Below are 15,793 nucleotides of genomic sequence, written 5' to 3' on the forward strand. Positions count from 1 at the left end.
CGAATGGGAAACAAGTGTTAGTATATGTTTAAAGAAACCGAACTCACTCAAAAAGCACAGCAACAGGCTGAGGGTTTACTGCAAGGTCTGGATAATAGTACATTTATTTATCATAATCTGGCACATACCCAAAGTGTTGTCAAAGCAGTTGTAGAGATTGGAGAAGCTAGTGGTGCATCTGAAAAAGAGATGGAAATATTGGTAATTGCTGCATGGTTTCATGATACTGGCTTTTTAAAAGATCCTTCTCATCATGAAGAGCATAGCATTAGTTTTGCTACTAATTTTTTAGGCGAAAATCATAAAGATGAACACTTTATCTCGCAAGTAGTTGGATGTATTCAGGCAACAAAAATGCCACAGAGTCCGCATAATTTTCTAGAGCAGATTATCTGTGACGCAGATTTATATAAATTAGGGACAAAGGACTTTTTTGAAAATACAGAATGCCTGAAACAAGAACTTTCCTGTCGTTTTTCGAAGACCATAGCATTAGACCACTGGAGTGAAGAGAACATTAAGTTTTTAAAGGATCACCAGTATTTTACTGTATACGCAAAAGAACATTTGCAACCCAGAAAAGATAAAAATATTAAGAAGCTAAAAAAGAAGCTTCAGGAATATCAGGAATCCAATAATCCGGAAAATCATTCTGAGCAAACAGAACCAATTGAATTGAAGAAAGATAAAGAAAAGGATCAGACAAAAGATAATAAGTTTGGCAGAGGTGTAGAAACCATGTTTCGCACTACTTCTTCCAATCACCTGCAACTGAGTGGCATTGCAGATCAAAAGGCAAACATTATGATTTCAGTAAATGCTATCATTGTTTCTTTATTGATCTCTGTTCTTTTTCGAAAGTTTGAACAATTTCCGAATCTTATCATACCTACCTCTATTTTGGTTAGTTGTTGTCTCACAGCTATTGTCTTTGCTATTCTGGCTACACTGCCCAATATAAATTCAGGAAGATTCACACAAGAAGATGTAATGAAACAAAGAACAAATCTTTTATTCTTTGGAAACTTCCACCGAATGGAACTAAGAGAATATGAATGGGGGATGAATCAGCTTATCAAAGATCCTAATTTGTTGTATACCAGTATGATCCATGATATCTATTTTTTAGGTAAAGTACTGGGCAGAAAATATAAACTAATCCGCATTTCCTATACAGTTTTCATGTTTGGATTTGTGATTTCTGTAATCTCTTTTGCAATTGCCTTAATATTTTTTCCTGTAGAATCATTTTAAGGTCAAAAATTATAGCTTATCTGGTATATACTTGCAACTAATGATCATTTTTGCCATATATAATAAGGCAAGATGTCATCCTTTTATCAATTATTCATTTATAGTTATTATTTTAAAACCGTCTTTTAAGATAGGTAGTGACATTATTATTTTATGAGAACAATTTTACTAATAAGTATTTTCCTGGGGAGTTCATTTATAGGATTTGCACAAAACCAATCTATAATGGATTCTGTGCAAATAGTAGCCATTCTAAACACAGTTGATACAGATAGCACAGCTCACCCAGTAAAGTTAGACTGGAACTATGTGAAAAGTTACTGGTATGATACAAAAGCTGTTGTGACAAGACCTTTTTCATGGAAGGAAAATAATATTACCCAATTCGCTCTTATTTCCTGGGTATCCGGAGCGTCTTATTTACTGGCTGATCAAAAAATAAAGAACTGGTCTCAGGAAAACCGGACAGATTTTACCAATACAGCATCAGAGATTGTTGACCCGTTGGGAAATGGCCGATATTTGTGGATTACTTCAGGCCTGGTATTTTTACATGGTCAGGTTTTTAAAAATCAGAAGAGTACCCGGGTTGGGTTGCTTATTCTTGAATCCCAATTGATTAATGGTGTACTGGGACAAATTATAAAACTATCTGCCGGGCGTAAACGTCCCTGGGATGGTGCTACCTCTCAGGAATGGGCCGGTCCTCAATATCCTCCTTATCATTCCTTCCCTTCAGGACATGCACAGACTGCTTTTGCGTTGGCTACCGTAGTAGCAATGGAGTTTAAACATATACGAGCTGTACCTATTGTTGCTTATTCACTAGCTACCCTAACTGTATTATCCAGAATCAATGCTAATGCACACTGGACTTCTGACTTGATTGTTGGAGCTGCATTAGGTCATTTTATTAGTAAAACTATCGTAAGACAACATCCTGAATCAGGTGATGGATATAAGAAGAAACTAGGTTGGCAATTACTTCCTACTGGTACAGGTTTTACTCTGGCAAAAAGCTTTTAAAATAATTTGGTTGCCAATACGTCTGAATAAAGATGATGAGTAGTAAAAATTACATATTACTAGGATTGGCTTTCTTATCACTGGGGTGTGATACACGGAGTTTAAAAGAAATTCCGAAAGTTCCCAGTGGTAAGCTTCGTTATGATATCAAACATCCTAGCCAGAAGTTTTTTATGCCGGATGAACTGGAAGAGATTTCAGGGATTACGTATTATAAACCGGGTCAGATAATGTGTGTACAGGATGAGGAGGGTAAAGTGTTTTTGTATAACCTGGATGAACGAAAAGTAAGCCGACGAATACGTTTTGCTAAGGATGGAGATTATGAAGATCTGGTTTCCGTAGGAGAGGAGATATATGTAGCAAAGAGTAATGGTACATTGCATCATTTTGTTGTTACAGATGAAAAAAAGGTCAATGACGATGAACTGGATACACCTTTAACAGAAGATAATGATATTGAAGGTATTTGCCTTGATCCAGTGACTCAGCAATTATGGATAGCCTGTAAAGGAGACGCAGGAATTAACACGGATTCTTTGAAAGGACGTGCGGTCTATGCCTATGATATACAATCCAATGCAATGAATCCGAAGCCTGTTATCTTCTTGACCAGTGAAGATCTGGAGTCGTTTGTAAAACCTAATCTCAAACAGACAAAAAAGAAAAAGATATCATTTAAACCTTCTGCTATTGCTGTAAATCCAGTGGATAAGAGAATTTATCTTTTGGCTGCTACTGGTAATTTATTAGTGGTTTTAAATAGAGATGGCTCTATTTATGAGGCTATTCCTTTATCTCCTAAAGTATTTCGCCAGCCTGAAGGATTATGTTTTTCACCGGAAGGGGATATGTTTATTGCAAGTGAAGGTGACGGAGAAGTTGGATATATTGTACGTTTTGAATACCTGAAATAAAATACTTAACTTCTACACTATGGACCCTTTAGAAATTTGTTGTTCTCCATTTATATACGAGAATTAATTATGAGGCATTTTTTTACTATTACTTTATTTATTTTTTATTCTTCTTTCCTTTCAGCTCAATCTCCTAAATACACACTTTTCTTATTAGGTGATGCAGGAGCACCTGTGTTGAATGGTCAGGATCCAACCTTGCAGTTGCTGAAAACACAACTGGAAAAAACGCCCAATAGTGCTTTGATCATTTTGGGTGATAATATTTATCAGAATGGAATGCCAGATGAGGAATCTTCGGCTCGGGAGAATGCAGAAGCCCGAATAGTTGCTCAGTTAAAAATCCTGGAAAGTTATAAAGGTAATACATATGTAGTACCGGGAAACCATGATTGGAAACGCGGTAAGGTTGGTGGCTGGAAATATCTGGAAAATCAGGAAAAGTTTGTTGAGAACTATCTTAAGAGAGGTAATGTGTTTTTACCAGATGAAGGATGTCCTGGACCTGTTGAAATAGCTTTAACTAATCAAGCTACCTTAGTGATTCTGGATACTCAGTGGTGGTTACAACCAAAAGAAGATCGTCCAGGAGAAGATTCAGATTGTGAGTGTAAAAATGAAGCGCAGGTAGTAGAGCGGTTACAAGATATAATGACCAGAAACCAAAGTAAGCAAGTTATAGTGGCTGCTCACCATCCAATGTATACATATGGAGAACATAATGGTGCTGCTACCTGGAAGGATCATATCTTTCCATTTACTCATCTGAAAAAGAATTTGTATATACCATTGCCTATACTAGGTTCTATCATGCCTCTTTATCGGGGTGCATTTGGCGATATCCAGGATATGAAACATGGGAAGAATCGTTTTATGCGAAAGTCTATTCTTGATGTTTTAACAGCCTATCCTAATACAATTTATGTAAATGGTCATGACCACAATCTGCAATACATTAAACGGGATAGTATGCATTTTATAACAAGTGGGGCTGGATCTAAACGAACTGTTGTGAGAAATGGGAAATATGCTTTGTTTACAGACAGTCAAAAAGGATTTGCTCGTTTGGATTTCTATGAAGATGGTACTGTAGGGCTAGAATTTTGGGAAGCAATTAAGCCTGAAAGCGCTGTATTTAAGCAAACCATTATCTCCAATGGAAAACCTGCTATTGCAGTTCAGCAAGATAGTATATCCCCTAAGAATATTGTATTGCCCAAAAGTCAGATAGTATCTGCCAGTCAACAATATGGTACGTCAAAATGGGGTGAAATATGGTTAGGAAAAAATTATCGTGCAGAGTGGAAACAGCCTATAGAAGTACCTGTATTTGATATTGAAAAGGAGAGATTAAAAATCCTTCAGAAGGGGGGAGGACAACAAACAAAATCACTTCGGTTAGAAGATGCGAGTGGTAAGCAGTTCGTTTTGCGGTCTATTGAAAAAGATCCGGAAAGTGCTATTCCTGAATTCATTCGTAAGACCGTTTTTGCTGATTTGGTACAGGATCAGATCTCTGCAGCACACCCCTATGGGGCCATTGCTGTACCTGGATTGGCTGAAGCAGCGGGTGTTCCTCATGCAAATCCCAAAGTTGTTTTTATTCCGGATGATCCCCATTTTGGACAATATCAAAAGTTATTTGCCAATACATTGGCTATTTTTGAAGAAAGAAACCCTGGTAATGAAGAAGATGAGAATACTAAAAGCTATAGTACCATCAAGGTAGTGGAAAAGTTGGAGGATGATAATGACAATCGTGTAAACCAGCAGGCGGTAGTTCGGGCAAGATTATTTGATATGTTTATCTCAGACTGGGATCGCCATGATGATCAGTGGCGTTGGGTGGGACAGAAAACAGAGAAAGGAATAATTTTCAGCCCTGTGCCTCGTGATCGTGATCAGGCTTTTTTTATCAACGAGGGGTGGATTCCCAAGCTTGCCAGTCGCAAATGGGCCATGCCAAAGATTCAAGGGTTTGGTTATACAATCAGGGATGTACGAACACTGAATTTTAATGCCCGTTACTTTGATAGATCGTTTTTAACAGAGTTATCTTTACCTGATTGGCTTCAGGTTGCGAAAGATATACAACAGCGCATGACAGATGAGGTGATTGAAAAATCTGTTCATCAACTGCCGGATAGCGTTTTTAAAATCAGAGGTCAGGAGATTATCAATAAGTTGAAGTCTCGGAGAGAGATATTACCACAGGAGGCTGAAAAATTTTATCGCTTTCTGGCAAGGAAAGTAGATGTGGTAGGTAGTGACAAGAATGAATATTTTCTGGTAAATCATCTGAATGATACTCAGATTGAGATAAAAGTGTACAAGACTAACAAAGATGGAGATTCTACGAAAGCCTTATATACTAGAACATTTTCTTCTCCGGAAACCAAAGAAATCAGTTTATATGGATTAGGTGGAAAGGATCTCTTTATGATTTCTGGAAACACTAATAAATCGATTAAAGTACGAATCATTGGTGGTGGTGGCAAGGATGTAATTGCTGATAATTCCAGAAATAGTGCCGGAAAGACAATTGTATATGATACCAAAGATAATACAGAGATAAAAACATCTGCTTCTGTTCGGGACAAAACGTCAGATGATCCAAAAGTCAATGAGTACAATCGAAAAGCGTTTAAATATGATTTAGTACTACCCTTATTGTCTGCTCAATATAATCCAGATGATGGGGTTTTCTTTGGTGGAGGTGTTCTGATTCGCAAACAAGGTTTTAGAAAAGAGCCATTTGCTGCCCAACATAAAATTACTGTTAATCATGCGGCTGCTACGGAAGCATATAACTTTGACTATCAGGGGACATTTACAAATGTTTTCCCTAAAACAGACCTTCAAATTAATGCGGAAATAAAGGCACCTAATTTTGTAAATAACTTTTTCGGACTAAGCAATGAGAGTGCGTATGATAAAGAACAACGCATCAATTACTATCGGGTACGATTTGAAAATCTGAGTCTGAATGCCTTATTTTTTAAGAAGCTCAGTTCTCAGACAAAGTTCTTTCTGGGACCACAAATTGAAAGTGTAGAAATAGAAAGTTCTTCGAGAAAGCGGTTCATCTATGAATATGCTTCTGAAAATAATTTACCGGAGAGTTTCTTTGACCGGAAAAGTTATGCTGGTTTGATGGCAGGTTTTCGAATTGATTCGCGGGATAATAAAGTATATCCTACCAACGGTGTTTTCTGGAATGCTGACTTGAAAGTGATGCGCACCCTGAATGACAATATCACGCAGCCATACACGCAACTTTCTTCAGAGCTAGCCTTTTACTGGAGCATAAAGCTACCTGCCCGGGTGACTTTCGCAACCCGGTTTGGTGGAGGAGTTAACTTTACCAATTATGAATTCTTTCAGGCAAATAGTTTGGGTGGCCTGACAAACCTAAGAGGCTATCGTCGTACCCGGTTTTCTGGAAGGGATAGCTTTTATAACAACACAGAAGTTAGAGTTCGGTTATTTAGCTTTAGAACCTACCTATTCCCTGCGTTTGGGGGAATTGTTGGGTTTCATGATGTGGGTCGTGTGTGGGTGGACAATGAAAAATCCAATGTATGGCATACTGGTTATGGCGGAGGTATTTTCCTGGTGCCGTTTCAACAGGTAGTTATTACTGCCTTATACGGCTTCTCCAAAGAAGATAGTTTACCCGTGATACGGCTAGGCTTTTTCTTTTAGAAAGAATCAAATCTATCGTTTATGACAGGCTGATATACATAAGTATGTCAGCCTGTTTTTTATGCCATAACTTTTTGTAAGAGATGGATAGATTGTTCAATTTCTTCCAGATTAGAAGATGCAAATCCCATGCGAGTCATATTTTGCAGATTACAATCATAGTTCTTTCCATTACCTAACAGTAAGCCTTGTTTTTGAGCTTCCAACGATAACGTTTCCAGATTGTGTCGTTGATAAAATGTAGCCCATACAGCCATACCACCTTCTGGCACTTTAAATGAAATGGATTCAGGAAAGTAATTTTCTAACAGATCACAGAAGAAGTTCCGGCGTTCGTGATAAAGCTTCTGTGCTTTTTTGAGATGGCGCTTCAATTCTCCCTCTGCAATCAGTTCTGCCATCGCCTGTTCCAGTATAAGGTCTCCCTGTCTGTCAATAATTCTACGCAGATAACCTGCTTCTTCTATAAGGTTTTGTGGAGCAACAATGTATCCAACCCGAAAAGCAGGTGCAATTGCCTTGGTTAGAGAACCTACATAAACTACCATGCCATGCGTATCTGCACTGGCTAACGGTAGAATTGGACTACTGGTGTAATGGAAGTCGTAATCATAGTCATCTTCCAGGATGGCAAAATCGTATTGTGATGCCAATTGTAATAAACGTATTCGCCGTTCTGCACTCAGTGTAACTGTTGTTGGATAATGGTGGTGAGACGTAATATATAATAAACGTATAGATTGCTCTTCACAAAGTGTTTCAATTGAATCTACACATATTCCTTGTTCATCAACCGGAACACGAAGTAACTGTACACCTAGTTGTTGGAATATCATATTAGCTGCCGGATAATTGGCATCTGCTACGATTACTTTATCTCCTTGTTTACAGATAATTTTTGCTGCCAGGTGAATTCCCATAACACTACCTCGGGTAATACAAATATTATTTGAGGAAATTGCCAGTCCTCGGCTCTGATGGAGATAATCTGCCAAAACTTCGCGTAGGTATGGGTTGCCCTGCGTTTCACCATATAAAAGAAGCTTCTTTTGGAAACTGCGTTGTAAAATAGTCCGGTAGGTACGTGAAAGTACTTCCACTGGAGCCAGGCGTACATCTGGAAATCCATCATCAAAACCTATGAGATTACCCGCTTTGATAATTGGCCGATGGAGAAGTGTATTAGATTCAATCCTAAAACCAGTTTGTACAGGGTAAGCAGGTGGTACATTAGTAGCTGAAGATATCTTCTCTGGTGTGATCTCAGGTAACTTTTTGCTTACAAAGGTTCCTTTGGCTGGTATCTGTTCTATCCAACCTTGTGTTAGAAGTTCTTCATAGGTTTTAATTACCGTTTTTCTATGCACTTGCAATTGTTCGGATAAAGCTCTACTACCAGGCAATTTAGTCCCCGCTCCGATAACTCCTTTCTTTATCTGCAAGATCATGTTATTGGTAATTTGCAGATAGACAGGAGTGCTGCTTTGTCTATCAATAGATAATAAAGTGGAGTAAGGAAGCATAAACCGGACTACTTGTTGTGTAAAAACTGGATGCCTTTGGTAGTCCTGTAAATGTATACTTTTGAAAAGTAATCATCAAGTATATTATGGTATTCTCTCCTGATACTTTTCTAAAAAATCTGCCTCTTCCTGCTACTGAGAAATGGAAGGATGGTGTCTGGTATATAGAGGTTTATCGTCATGGGACAATGCAACTGGAAATATTTGCTCCCAAAAATAAAGATTATCAGACACCACATGAGCAGGATGAGTTATACATTATTATTAGTGGTACAAGTGAATTTATTAAAGAGTCTGAACACTATACCTGTAAGGTTGGAGATGTCATTTTTGTGGAAGCAGGAAGAGTACATCGCTTTGAAAATTTTAGTGATGATTTTATCACCTGGGTCATTTTCTATGGCCCCAAAGGTGGTGAGACATCTGTATAAACTTAGTAAAAATCCTTATATCCATCATTTTTAATCAATGCAAAACTATGGAAAACACTTCTCAAACATTTGAACAAACAGAGCGGACTACGCTTACAAGATCTCTCAAAAGAGGAACCTACGACAAGCAGACTATTTATGATATTCTGGATGAATCATTGGTTTGCCATGTATCGTATGTTCAAAATGGACAGCCTTTTATGATTCCGATCAGCTATGGGCGAATGGATGACAAGCTATATATTCATGGTTCTGTGGGTAGTCATTTTTTTAGAGAGCTGGCCAAAGGAATAGATGTTTGTATTTGTATCACTCTGCTGGATGGACTGATTCTTGCGAGATCGACATTCCATCACTCTGTAAACTATCGGTCTGTGGTTATTTTTGGTAAGACAGAACTTGTTACAGATGAGGAAGAAAGATGGAAAGCTTTGGAATGTTTTACAGAACATATTATTCCTGGTCGTTGGAATGATGCCCGGCAACCCAATGCCAGTGAAATGAAAAAGACAATGGTAATCTCTATCCCTCTGGAAGAAGCTTCTGCCAAAGTACGTACAGGCGGGGTAAATGATGACGAAGAGGATATGGACTTGAATGTATGGGCAGGTGTACTACCATTAAAGCTGGTTCCTCAACTACCTGAACCAGATGCTGCTCTTGATTCCAGCATTGTATTACCTGACTACATTAAGAATTACAATAATTCAGTGAAAATAGTATAATGTAGTATTATTATAGAATTAACCTGATAAAAATGCCTGGGCGAAATCTGTTTCATTCAGGCATTTCCTCTTTATTGTAGAAACAATCATTTTATACTATTTTGAGGGCTTAATCTATTTTACCAATGAAATATATCCTACTCTTTTTTGTTTGTCAGGCAACCTTTGCACAATGGATAGTCCAGAACAGTAATACCCAGGCGAGTTTTCGAACGGTAAGTGCTGTTGATAAAAATACATGTTGGGTTAGTGGCTCCGGAGGTACAGTACTCCGAACATTAGATGGTGGTGTCTCCTGGCAGAAGCTATCCGTTCCTGGTGCTGACCAACTTGATTTCAGAGATATTCATGCGTTTGATGCCCAAACAGCAGTTATTATGAGTGCAGGCGATGGATCAGAAGGAAAGGCAAAATTATACAAGACTATAGATGGGGGAGCTAGCTGGAAGCTGGTCTATTCAACAGATCAGAAGGGCGTTTTCTTTGATTCCATAGATTTCTGGGATAGACAATACGGTATAGCTTTTAGTGATCCGATAGACGGCAAATTCTATATTATTACTACTTCTGATGGAGGGGAAACCTGGAAACGGATGAATCCTGAGAATATTCCTGCTGTTAAAAGTGGTGAAGCTGCGTTTGCCGCCAGTGGAACAGCCTTAGTAGTGCAGGGAAATACAAACGCTTGGATTGGTACGGGTGGAGAAAATGGTGGAAGAGTTTTTTATTCTACAGATCAGGGCCAAACCTGGCAAGTATCAGAGACAACCATAAAGGCAGGAAAAACATCTGGCATATTTGGTGTACGCTTTCTGGATGCCAAAACTGGTATCGCCATTGGCGGAAATTACGAAGATGTAAAAGAGGCTTTTCTAAATGTCAATGTAACGAAAGACGGAGGTAAGACCTGGACAGCCGCTTCGCAAACTATTCCTGCTGGTTTAAAAGAAGGAGTTGCTATCTACAATAAAAATACGTTGGTGGCTGTAGGTCCATCAGGTACTTGTTATTCAATGAATTGGGGTAAGACCTGGACTAAAATTGACGACTCAGCTTTACATGCTGTTAGCTTTGCTGGAAAGGTTGGCTGGGCTGTAGGAGGGAAGGGGCAAATTGTAAAGTTTAACGATGTTATTCTGAATCAGGAGCCAAAATAGAAAGAACTGCATGTAACTATAAATTCTCAAAAGTAACAAAAGCCTCTACCAAGAGGCTTTTGTATTATAAATGGTGTTTTGCAAACAACTAATCACCATCCAGTAAATTACCCAGGCCACCTAAAATAGAACCACCTTCTTTGTTGCTGTTACGTCCATAAGGAGCAAGAGCCTCTACTAGTTTGGATATAGGCATAGATTGTAGCCATACACGGCCTGTACCACGTAAGGTTGCCAGAAAGAGACCTTCTCCTCCAAACATCATAGAACGTAAACCTCCTGCCTGCTGAATATCAAACTGGATACTAGGTTCAAATGCTACCACACAACCTGTATCAACACGTAAAGTTTCGTTGTTAAGATATTTCTCAATTACTACACCACCTGCATGAATAAAGGCCAGTCCATCACCTTGTAGTTTTTCCAGAATGAACCCTTCTCCACCAAAAATACCGGAACCAAGTTTCCTGTTAAAGTGAATGGAAATTTTGGTACCTAGTGCTGCACACAGAAAGCTATCTTTCTGAGCGATTAGTGTATTACCTTGTATCTGTGCCAAATCAATAGGCAGAATGGTACCAGGGTAAGGGGCTGCAAAAGCAACTTTGCTACGCTGATAGCCTCGGTTGGTGAAGTGAGTCATGAAAAGAGATTCACCTGTGAGTAAGCGGGAGCCAACCTGTTTAAGCATACCCATAAATCCACTATTGGCCTGTGATCCATCTCCCATTTTCGTCTCAAACTGAATACCATCGTGCATATAAACCATTGCACCTGCTTCTGCTATGACAGTTTCATTTTGATCCAGTTCAATTTCTACAATCTGAATGTCTTCACCAATGATTTTGTAGTCAATTTCGTGTGATTGCATGAGGTTAGATAGTTGTTTTTATAAAAAGGTTAAGGTTGCTTTAACTGCTTTTTTTGTCTTTGCGATTTCTTAGTTTTTTATCATCTACCTTTCTATTGAGAAACTCATTGATTTTATCAATGTCGTAGTTGGCTGTAATCTCACCAAATGTATTGACCGTAAGTTCCAATCCATCTAGTTCGGGATGAACTTTGGGTTTATTTTCGGAATTTTCTTTCTTTTTTGCCATGACTGTAAAGGATTAGAAGAAGTATAAAGAATTTTGATAAAAGCCTGTGCCTTGGTTTTTAACACAGGCACAGGATACTGAATATACAAATTTCTTGTTTAACCTATCACAACTAATTTATCAATAGCTTTTTCAATTCTGTTACTGGTTTCTTCTTTTCCCAAAATGTCCATGATTTGCATAAGATCAGGTCCGTGTCCAGCGCCTGTCAATGCTAATCGAAGTGCTGGCATAACTTTTCCAATTTTGACTCCTGCCTTTTCCAGGACTGTATGCAGCGTTGCTTTGGCTATTTCTGCATTGAACTCTGTTATAGTAACCAATTCATCTTTAAATGCTGTTAATAGAGTCACAGATTCCTGATTCCACTTGCTTTGTACAACCGATTCTTCATACACTGCTGGTTCCTGGAAGAGGAATTCTATTTGTTCATGAATTTCCTGAGGAAAGGTAACCCGTTCTTTCATCAGATGAACAATTTTACTTGCTTTCTCCTGAGAACAAGTGATATTTTTTTGCTGTAAGGCATTTATTAGTCCTTCTGCTAATTCTGAATCGGGTTTTTGACGCAAATAGTGCTGATTAAACCATTTGGCTTTCCGAATATCAAATTTAGACCCCGTTTTATGTATTCTTCCCAATGTGAAGCTGTCAATCAATTCATCCAGTGAAAATAACTCTTTATCTGTACCATCATTCCAGCCAAGTAAAGCAAGGAAATTGATTAGTGCTTCTTTATAATATCCTGCTTCCCGATACCCAACAGATGTAATATCTTCACCATCGGCATTTGTTCCATTCCATGTTAATGGGAAGATTGGGAATCCCATCTCATCGGCATCCCGTTTGCTAAGTTTTCCATGTCGTTCTTCAATAATTTTACCTTTTTCATCCAATAAATCAGGCTTTAGAATCAACGGCAAATGGGCAAATTGAGGAGCTTCCCACCCAAGGAACTTGTACAATAATATATGCAAAGGAGCAGATGGAAGCCACTCGTCACCCCGAATCACGTGGGTGATCTGCATCAAGTGATCATCTACAATATTGGCCAGGTGATAGGTAGGTAATCCATCTGACTTCATCAATACTTTATCATCTAATGTATTGGCATGTACAACCACCCAGTCACGAATTAAATCTTTGAAGCGGATTTCTTCCTTCATAGGAACCTTAATCCGAATTACATACGGCGTTCCTGCATCAATTAATTGCTTTGTCTGATCTTCATTCAATGTCAGAGAGTTACGCATTTGGGTACGTGTCAATGCATTATAGGACGTATTGGCTGCTCCTGCTGCTTTTAAGCGCTGACGCATAGCCTCAAGTTCTATATCTGTATCAAAGGCATAATAGGCTTTCCCTTCATCCAGTAATTGCTGTACATATTTCTGATAAATTTCTTTCCGTTCAGACTGGCGGTAGGGGGCATGTGGACCTCCAACGCCCTGTCCTTCGTCAATATGAATACCTACCCACTTTAGTGATTCTATAATATATTCTTCCGCTCCGGGTACAAAACGCTTTTGATCAGTATCTTCAATGCGGAGTAACATTTTTCCGCCCATTTTCTTTGCAAACAGATAGTTAAATAGGGCTGTACGAACCCCACCAATGTGTAAAGCCCCCGTTGGGCTAGGTGCAAAACGAACTCTTACTTCCATGTAGTCGATAAGTAAATAAATCTGGAAATGATATATTGCTACAGAGTTAGCAACTCTGGGTTTTCTAAATCGGTGGCAAAGCTACAAAATAGACAAGAGGAATAGAGCGAAAATCTAATAGAATCTCTGTATTAATAAAAAATATGCCTTTTTAGAGGCTGTCCAAACTATTTTATAAAGGCTTCAAAGGCATCTTTTGTGCTGCACCTTCGCCTATTTTTCAGTCCGTAGCTTTTGCTACGAACTGAAAAATAGTCATGGCTCGCTACAAACTCTGCTCTTTTCGCTTCTTTAAAAATAATTTAGACAAACTCTGATGGATTTATAGTAGCTGCTATAATACATTCAATCACTTTTTCCGGATCACAACCATTCAATCCTGCACCCCAACTAGCGTTAAATTCCAGAATGAACCAGCCTTTAATTGAGGAATATCCCAGATCAACCACAAATGTTTCTGGTAAGTCAGGAACGTTATCTAAAAAATCCTGAATAAAATCTTTGCCCGTTTCCAAAGATGTGGTGCCTTCATAAATGGCGATATCTTTAAGTGTATGATGCAATACAAAGCATCGTGCTTCTGCTTCTATTGCTACAATTTCTGAAATCAGCAATTGTGTATCAGGAGCAAGTCCATCTGTTTCTGTTAGAAGGTCTGCTTTTGTTTGATAAACGGCTGCTTTAAATTGTTTGGGAACAACCGACTTAATAAATGCTGGAAAGAGATTGTCTGTAATAGATTCTAATGACTGAGTGTGTATTTGTCTTTTTGTCCAGATTGGAGAAAGCTTTGTGAGTAAAAAATTGTCAGGAGAGATAAGTTGAAGCGCAAATAGTTGGGCTACAACTAGTGAAAAAGTGTCATTTCCGTAAATGGCAATTTTTTGAGTAGGAAGAGCAACGGGTTTTTCCCAGAAACGATCTAATTGAATAACCTGTCCACCCATATTTTGCCAGACTGCAGTAACAGATAATCTTTCTGTATCCGCTTTGTAGGGAATGAAGAGCGTTATTTCAGAAGGAACAAGCATGGAGGACAAATTAGTTTTTGGAACGAAGTCCTATACGATTTCCCTCAGTATCGATAAAAATAGCTGTATACCCCTGATCTGGCGAGATGAGGCGTTTGGGAAAGAGTATCTTGCCACCTACTGATTCTACTTTATTGAGAATAGTACTCAGATCCGGATTTGCATCTATATAAATCATTGGTCCTTCAAACGAAGGTTTGTAAAATTCTGCATGTTGACATAATGCTCCGGAAACTCCTGACGGAGAGGCAGGAAAACTGCCTATTTTTAACGCCCCCAAGTCAAGTAGTTGAATCTTGATATCAAAGATTGTTTCATAAAATATTTTGGCTCTGGAAAGATCTGTAACAGGAATCTCAAACCACGCAAGTGAAATACTCATGGCAAAATATATTGGCTAAGTAAGACATCAGGATTACAAACTAGATTTTAATCTCATACGTATCGGCATCCAGATAGGCTGGAAATTTCTCACGATAAGTTTGAAGATCATTCCAATCTAGTTCAATAGTTTTGATTACTTCCTCATATTCGGCATGAAATAATTTTTCTCCACGAGGACTGATTACTACAGAATCTCCACTGTATGGAATATTTTTTCCATCAGTTCCAACCCGGTTTACACCGACCACATAACTCAGGTTTTCAATAGCTCTTGCCTGTAATAATGTGTTCCAGTGCAAGCGTCGAGCTTCTGGCCAGTTTGCTACATAGATAAGACAATCATACCCACTAGATGGAGAAGCTAAATGTTTGTTGCGACTCCAAGCTGGGAAGCGGAGGTCATAACATACCAGTGGCAGAAACTTCCAGTTTTTTATCGTAGGATAAATATTTTTAGTACCTGCACTATAGGTTTCATGTTCATTCGCCATACGGAATAAATGGCGTTTGTCATACGTTTCGTAGCTCCCATCCGGACGCATCCACACCAACCGATTGTAAAAATTTCCATCTTCCTTTACCACAAAGCTGCCCGTAATAACTGCATTCATGGAGGCTGCCATCATCTTGAGCCATTTGAATGTTGTAAAGTTCATTGGTTCTGCCACTGCCGGAGCATCCATTGTAAAACCTGTGCTGAACATTTCAGGTAGGACAATCAGATCTGTTGGTTCTTGTATATTCCTGATTTTTTCTTCCAGAGAATGAGTGTTAGCTCCCGGGTTTTCCCAATGTAAAGCTGTTTGAATCAACGTAATCCGAATGTTTTCCATACTATTTAGTGAGTAGCAGATGATGTACAAAGATGTGGTTAGC

General features: G+C 38.6%; 14 protein-coding genes. 7 read left to right on the forward strand and 7 right to left on the reverse strand.

What is annotated here, in order from left to right; translation table 11 throughout:
• The first annotated feature begins 24 nt into the window (after window positions 1-24).
• The 4 genes from QNI22_RS00240 (at window position 25) to QNI22_RS00255 (ending at window position 6,902) form a co-directional block, all read left to right on the forward strand.
• Complete coding sequence (locus tag QNI22_RS00240; protein WP_314508585.1) at window positions 25-1,254, forward strand: Pycsar system effector family protein; 1,230 nt, start codon at window positions 25-27, stop codon at window positions 1,252-1,254.
• 153 nt (window positions 1,255-1,407) lie between these two features.
• A complete protein-coding gene (locus tag QNI22_RS00245) occupies window positions 1,408-2,280 on the forward strand; it encodes a phosphatase PAP2 family protein (RefSeq protein ID WP_314508586.1) in 873 nt (290 codons plus the stop codon).
• A 32-nt stretch (window positions 2,281-2,312) separates the two neighbouring features.
• Window positions 2,313-3,197, forward strand: coding sequence for an SdiA-regulated domain-containing protein (locus QNI22_RS00250; protein WP_314508587.1), 885 nt, complete (start codon window positions 2,313-2,315; stop codon window positions 3,195-3,197).
• 69 nt (window positions 3,198-3,266) lie between these two features.
• Window positions 3,267-6,902, forward strand: a complete 3,636-nt coding sequence (locus tag QNI22_RS00255; RefSeq protein ID WP_314508588.1) for a metallophosphoesterase — start codon at window positions 3,267-3,269, stop codon at window positions 6,900-6,902.
• A gap of 59 nt (window positions 6,903-6,961) precedes the next feature.
• Here the strand turns inward: QNI22_RS00255 and pdxR are convergent, their stop codons facing one another.
• Window positions 6,962-8,425 carry a MocR-like pyridoxine biosynthesis transcription factor PdxR gene (pdxR, locus tag QNI22_RS00260; protein WP_314508589.1) on the reverse strand — a complete coding sequence of 488 codons (1,464 nt, stop codon included), beginning with the start codon at window positions 8,423-8,425 and terminating at the stop codon, window positions 6,962-6,964.
• 86 nt (window positions 8,426-8,511) lie between these two features.
• Between pdxR and QNI22_RS00265 the strand changes: the two genes are divergently transcribed.
• The 3 genes from QNI22_RS00265 (at window position 8,512) to QNI22_RS00275 (ending at window position 10,738) form a co-directional block, all read left to right on the forward strand.
• On the forward strand, window positions 8,512-8,856 hold the full coding sequence (locus tag QNI22_RS00265; protein ID WP_314508590.1) for a cupin domain-containing protein: 345 nt from the start codon (window positions 8,512-8,514) through the stop codon (window positions 8,854-8,856).
• 47 nt (window positions 8,857-8,903) lie between these two features.
• Window positions 8,904-9,581, forward strand: a complete 678-nt coding sequence (locus QNI22_RS00270) for a pyridoxamine 5'-phosphate oxidase family protein (protein WP_314508591.1) — start codon at window positions 8,904-8,906, stop codon at window positions 9,579-9,581.
• Window positions 9,582-9,706: 125 nt separating this feature from the next.
• Window positions 9,707-10,738 (forward strand): WD40/YVTN/BNR-like repeat-containing protein, encoded by a 1,032-nt coding sequence (locus QNI22_RS00275; RefSeq protein ID WP_314508592.1) that lies wholly within the window; start codon window positions 9,707-9,709, stop codon window positions 10,736-10,738.
• Window positions 10,739-10,826: 88 nt separating this feature from the next.
• On the opposite strand, the gene QNI22_RS00280 is transcribed toward QNI22_RS00275, so the two are convergent.
• The 6 genes from QNI22_RS00280 to QNI22_RS00305 form a co-directional block, all read right to left on the reverse strand.
• Entirely contained in the window at window positions 10,827-11,609 is a 783-nt protein-coding gene (locus QNI22_RS00280) for a TIGR00266 family protein (protein WP_314508593.1), read from the reverse strand.
• Window positions 11,610-11,649: 40 nt separating this feature from the next.
• On the reverse strand, window positions 11,650-11,838 hold the full coding sequence (locus QNI22_RS00285) for a hypothetical protein (RefSeq protein WP_313985841.1): 189 nt from the start codon (window positions 11,836-11,838) through the stop codon (window positions 11,650-11,652).
• 98 nt (window positions 11,839-11,936) lie between these two features.
• The gene (gltX, locus tag QNI22_RS00290) at window positions 11,937-13,502 is read right to left on the reverse strand and encodes a glutamate--tRNA ligase (protein WP_314508594.1); all 1,566 of its coding nucleotides are present in this window, start codon (window positions 13,500-13,502) and stop codon (window positions 11,937-11,939) included.
• Window positions 13,503-13,804: 302 nt separating this feature from the next.
• Window positions 13,805-14,533 (reverse strand): ATP-grasp domain-containing protein, encoded by a 729-nt coding sequence (locus tag QNI22_RS00295; RefSeq protein ID WP_314508595.1) that lies wholly within the window; start codon window positions 14,531-14,533, stop codon window positions 13,805-13,807.
• 10 nt (window positions 14,534-14,543) lie between these two features.
• Window positions 14,544-14,915 carry a VOC family protein gene (locus QNI22_RS00300; protein WP_314508596.1) on the reverse strand — a complete coding sequence of 124 codons (372 nt, stop codon included), beginning with the start codon at window positions 14,913-14,915 and terminating at the stop codon, window positions 14,544-14,546.
• A 40-nt stretch (window positions 14,916-14,955) separates the two neighbouring features.
• Window positions 14,956-15,750 carry an amidohydrolase gene (locus QNI22_RS00305; RefSeq protein WP_314508597.1) on the reverse strand — a complete coding sequence of 265 codons (795 nt, stop codon included), beginning with the start codon at window positions 15,748-15,750 and terminating at the stop codon, window positions 14,956-14,958.
• Window positions 15,751-15,793 lie beyond the last annotated feature (43 nt).

Source organism: Xanthocytophaga agilis, from assembly GCF_030068605.1.
Classification (GTDB): Bacteria; Bacteroidota; Bacteroidia; order Cytophagales; family 172606-1; genus Xanthocytophaga; species Xanthocytophaga agilis.

What these genes read in the sequence shown, in the direction of transcription:
- QNI22_RS00240 (WP_314508585.1), top strand. Translation starts at nt 25, where the DNA reads ATGTTTAAAGAAACCGAACTCACTCAAAAAGCACAGCAACAGGCTGAG.
- QNI22_RS00275 (WP_314508592.1), top strand. Translation starts at nt 9,707, where the DNA reads ATGAAATATATCCTACTCTTTTTTGTTTGTCAGGCAACCTTTGCACAA.
- QNI22_RS00295 (WP_314508595.1), bottom strand. Translation starts at nt 14,533, where the DNA reads ATGCTTGTTCCTTCTGAAATAACGCTCTTCATTCCCTACAAAGCGGAT.
- QNI22_RS00255 (WP_314508588.1), top strand. Translation starts at nt 3,267, where the DNA reads ATGAGGCATTTTTTTACTATTACTTTATTTATTTTTTATTCTTCTTTC.
- QNI22_RS00245 (WP_314508586.1), top strand. Translation starts at nt 1,408, where the DNA reads ATGAGAACAATTTTACTAATAAGTATTTTCCTGGGGAGTTCATTTATA.
- QNI22_RS00305 (WP_314508597.1), bottom strand. Translation starts at nt 15,750, where the DNA reads ATGGAAAACATTCGGATTACGTTGATTCAAACAGCTTTACATTGGGAA.
- QNI22_RS00285 (WP_313985841.1), bottom strand. Translation starts at nt 11,838, where the DNA reads ATGGCAAAAAAGAAAGAAAATTCCGAAAATAAACCCAAAGTTCATCCC.
- QNI22_RS00300 (WP_314508596.1), bottom strand. Translation starts at nt 14,915, where the DNA reads ATGAGTATTTCACTTGCGTGGTTTGAGATTCCTGTTACAGATCTTTCC.
- gltX (WP_314508594.1), bottom strand. Translation starts at nt 13,502, where the DNA reads ATGGAAGTAAGAGTTCGTTTTGCACCTAGCCCAACGGGGGCTTTACAC.
- QNI22_RS00270 (WP_314508591.1), top strand. Translation starts at nt 8,904, where the DNA reads ATGGAAAACACTTCTCAAACATTTGAACAAACAGAGCGGACTACGCTT.
- QNI22_RS00250 (WP_314508587.1), top strand. Translation starts at nt 2,313, where the DNA reads ATGATGAGTAGTAAAAATTACATATTACTAGGATTGGCTTTCTTATCA.
- pdxR (WP_314508589.1), bottom strand. Translation starts at nt 8,425, where the DNA reads ATGCTTCCTTACTCCACTTTATTATCTATTGATAGACAAAGCAGCACT.
- QNI22_RS00265 (WP_314508590.1), top strand. Translation starts at nt 8,512, where the DNA reads ATGGTATTCTCTCCTGATACTTTTCTAAAAAATCTGCCTCTTCCTGCT.
- QNI22_RS00280 (WP_314508593.1), bottom strand. Translation starts at nt 11,609, where the DNA reads ATGCAATCACACGAAATTGACTACAAAATCATTGGTGAAGACATTCAG.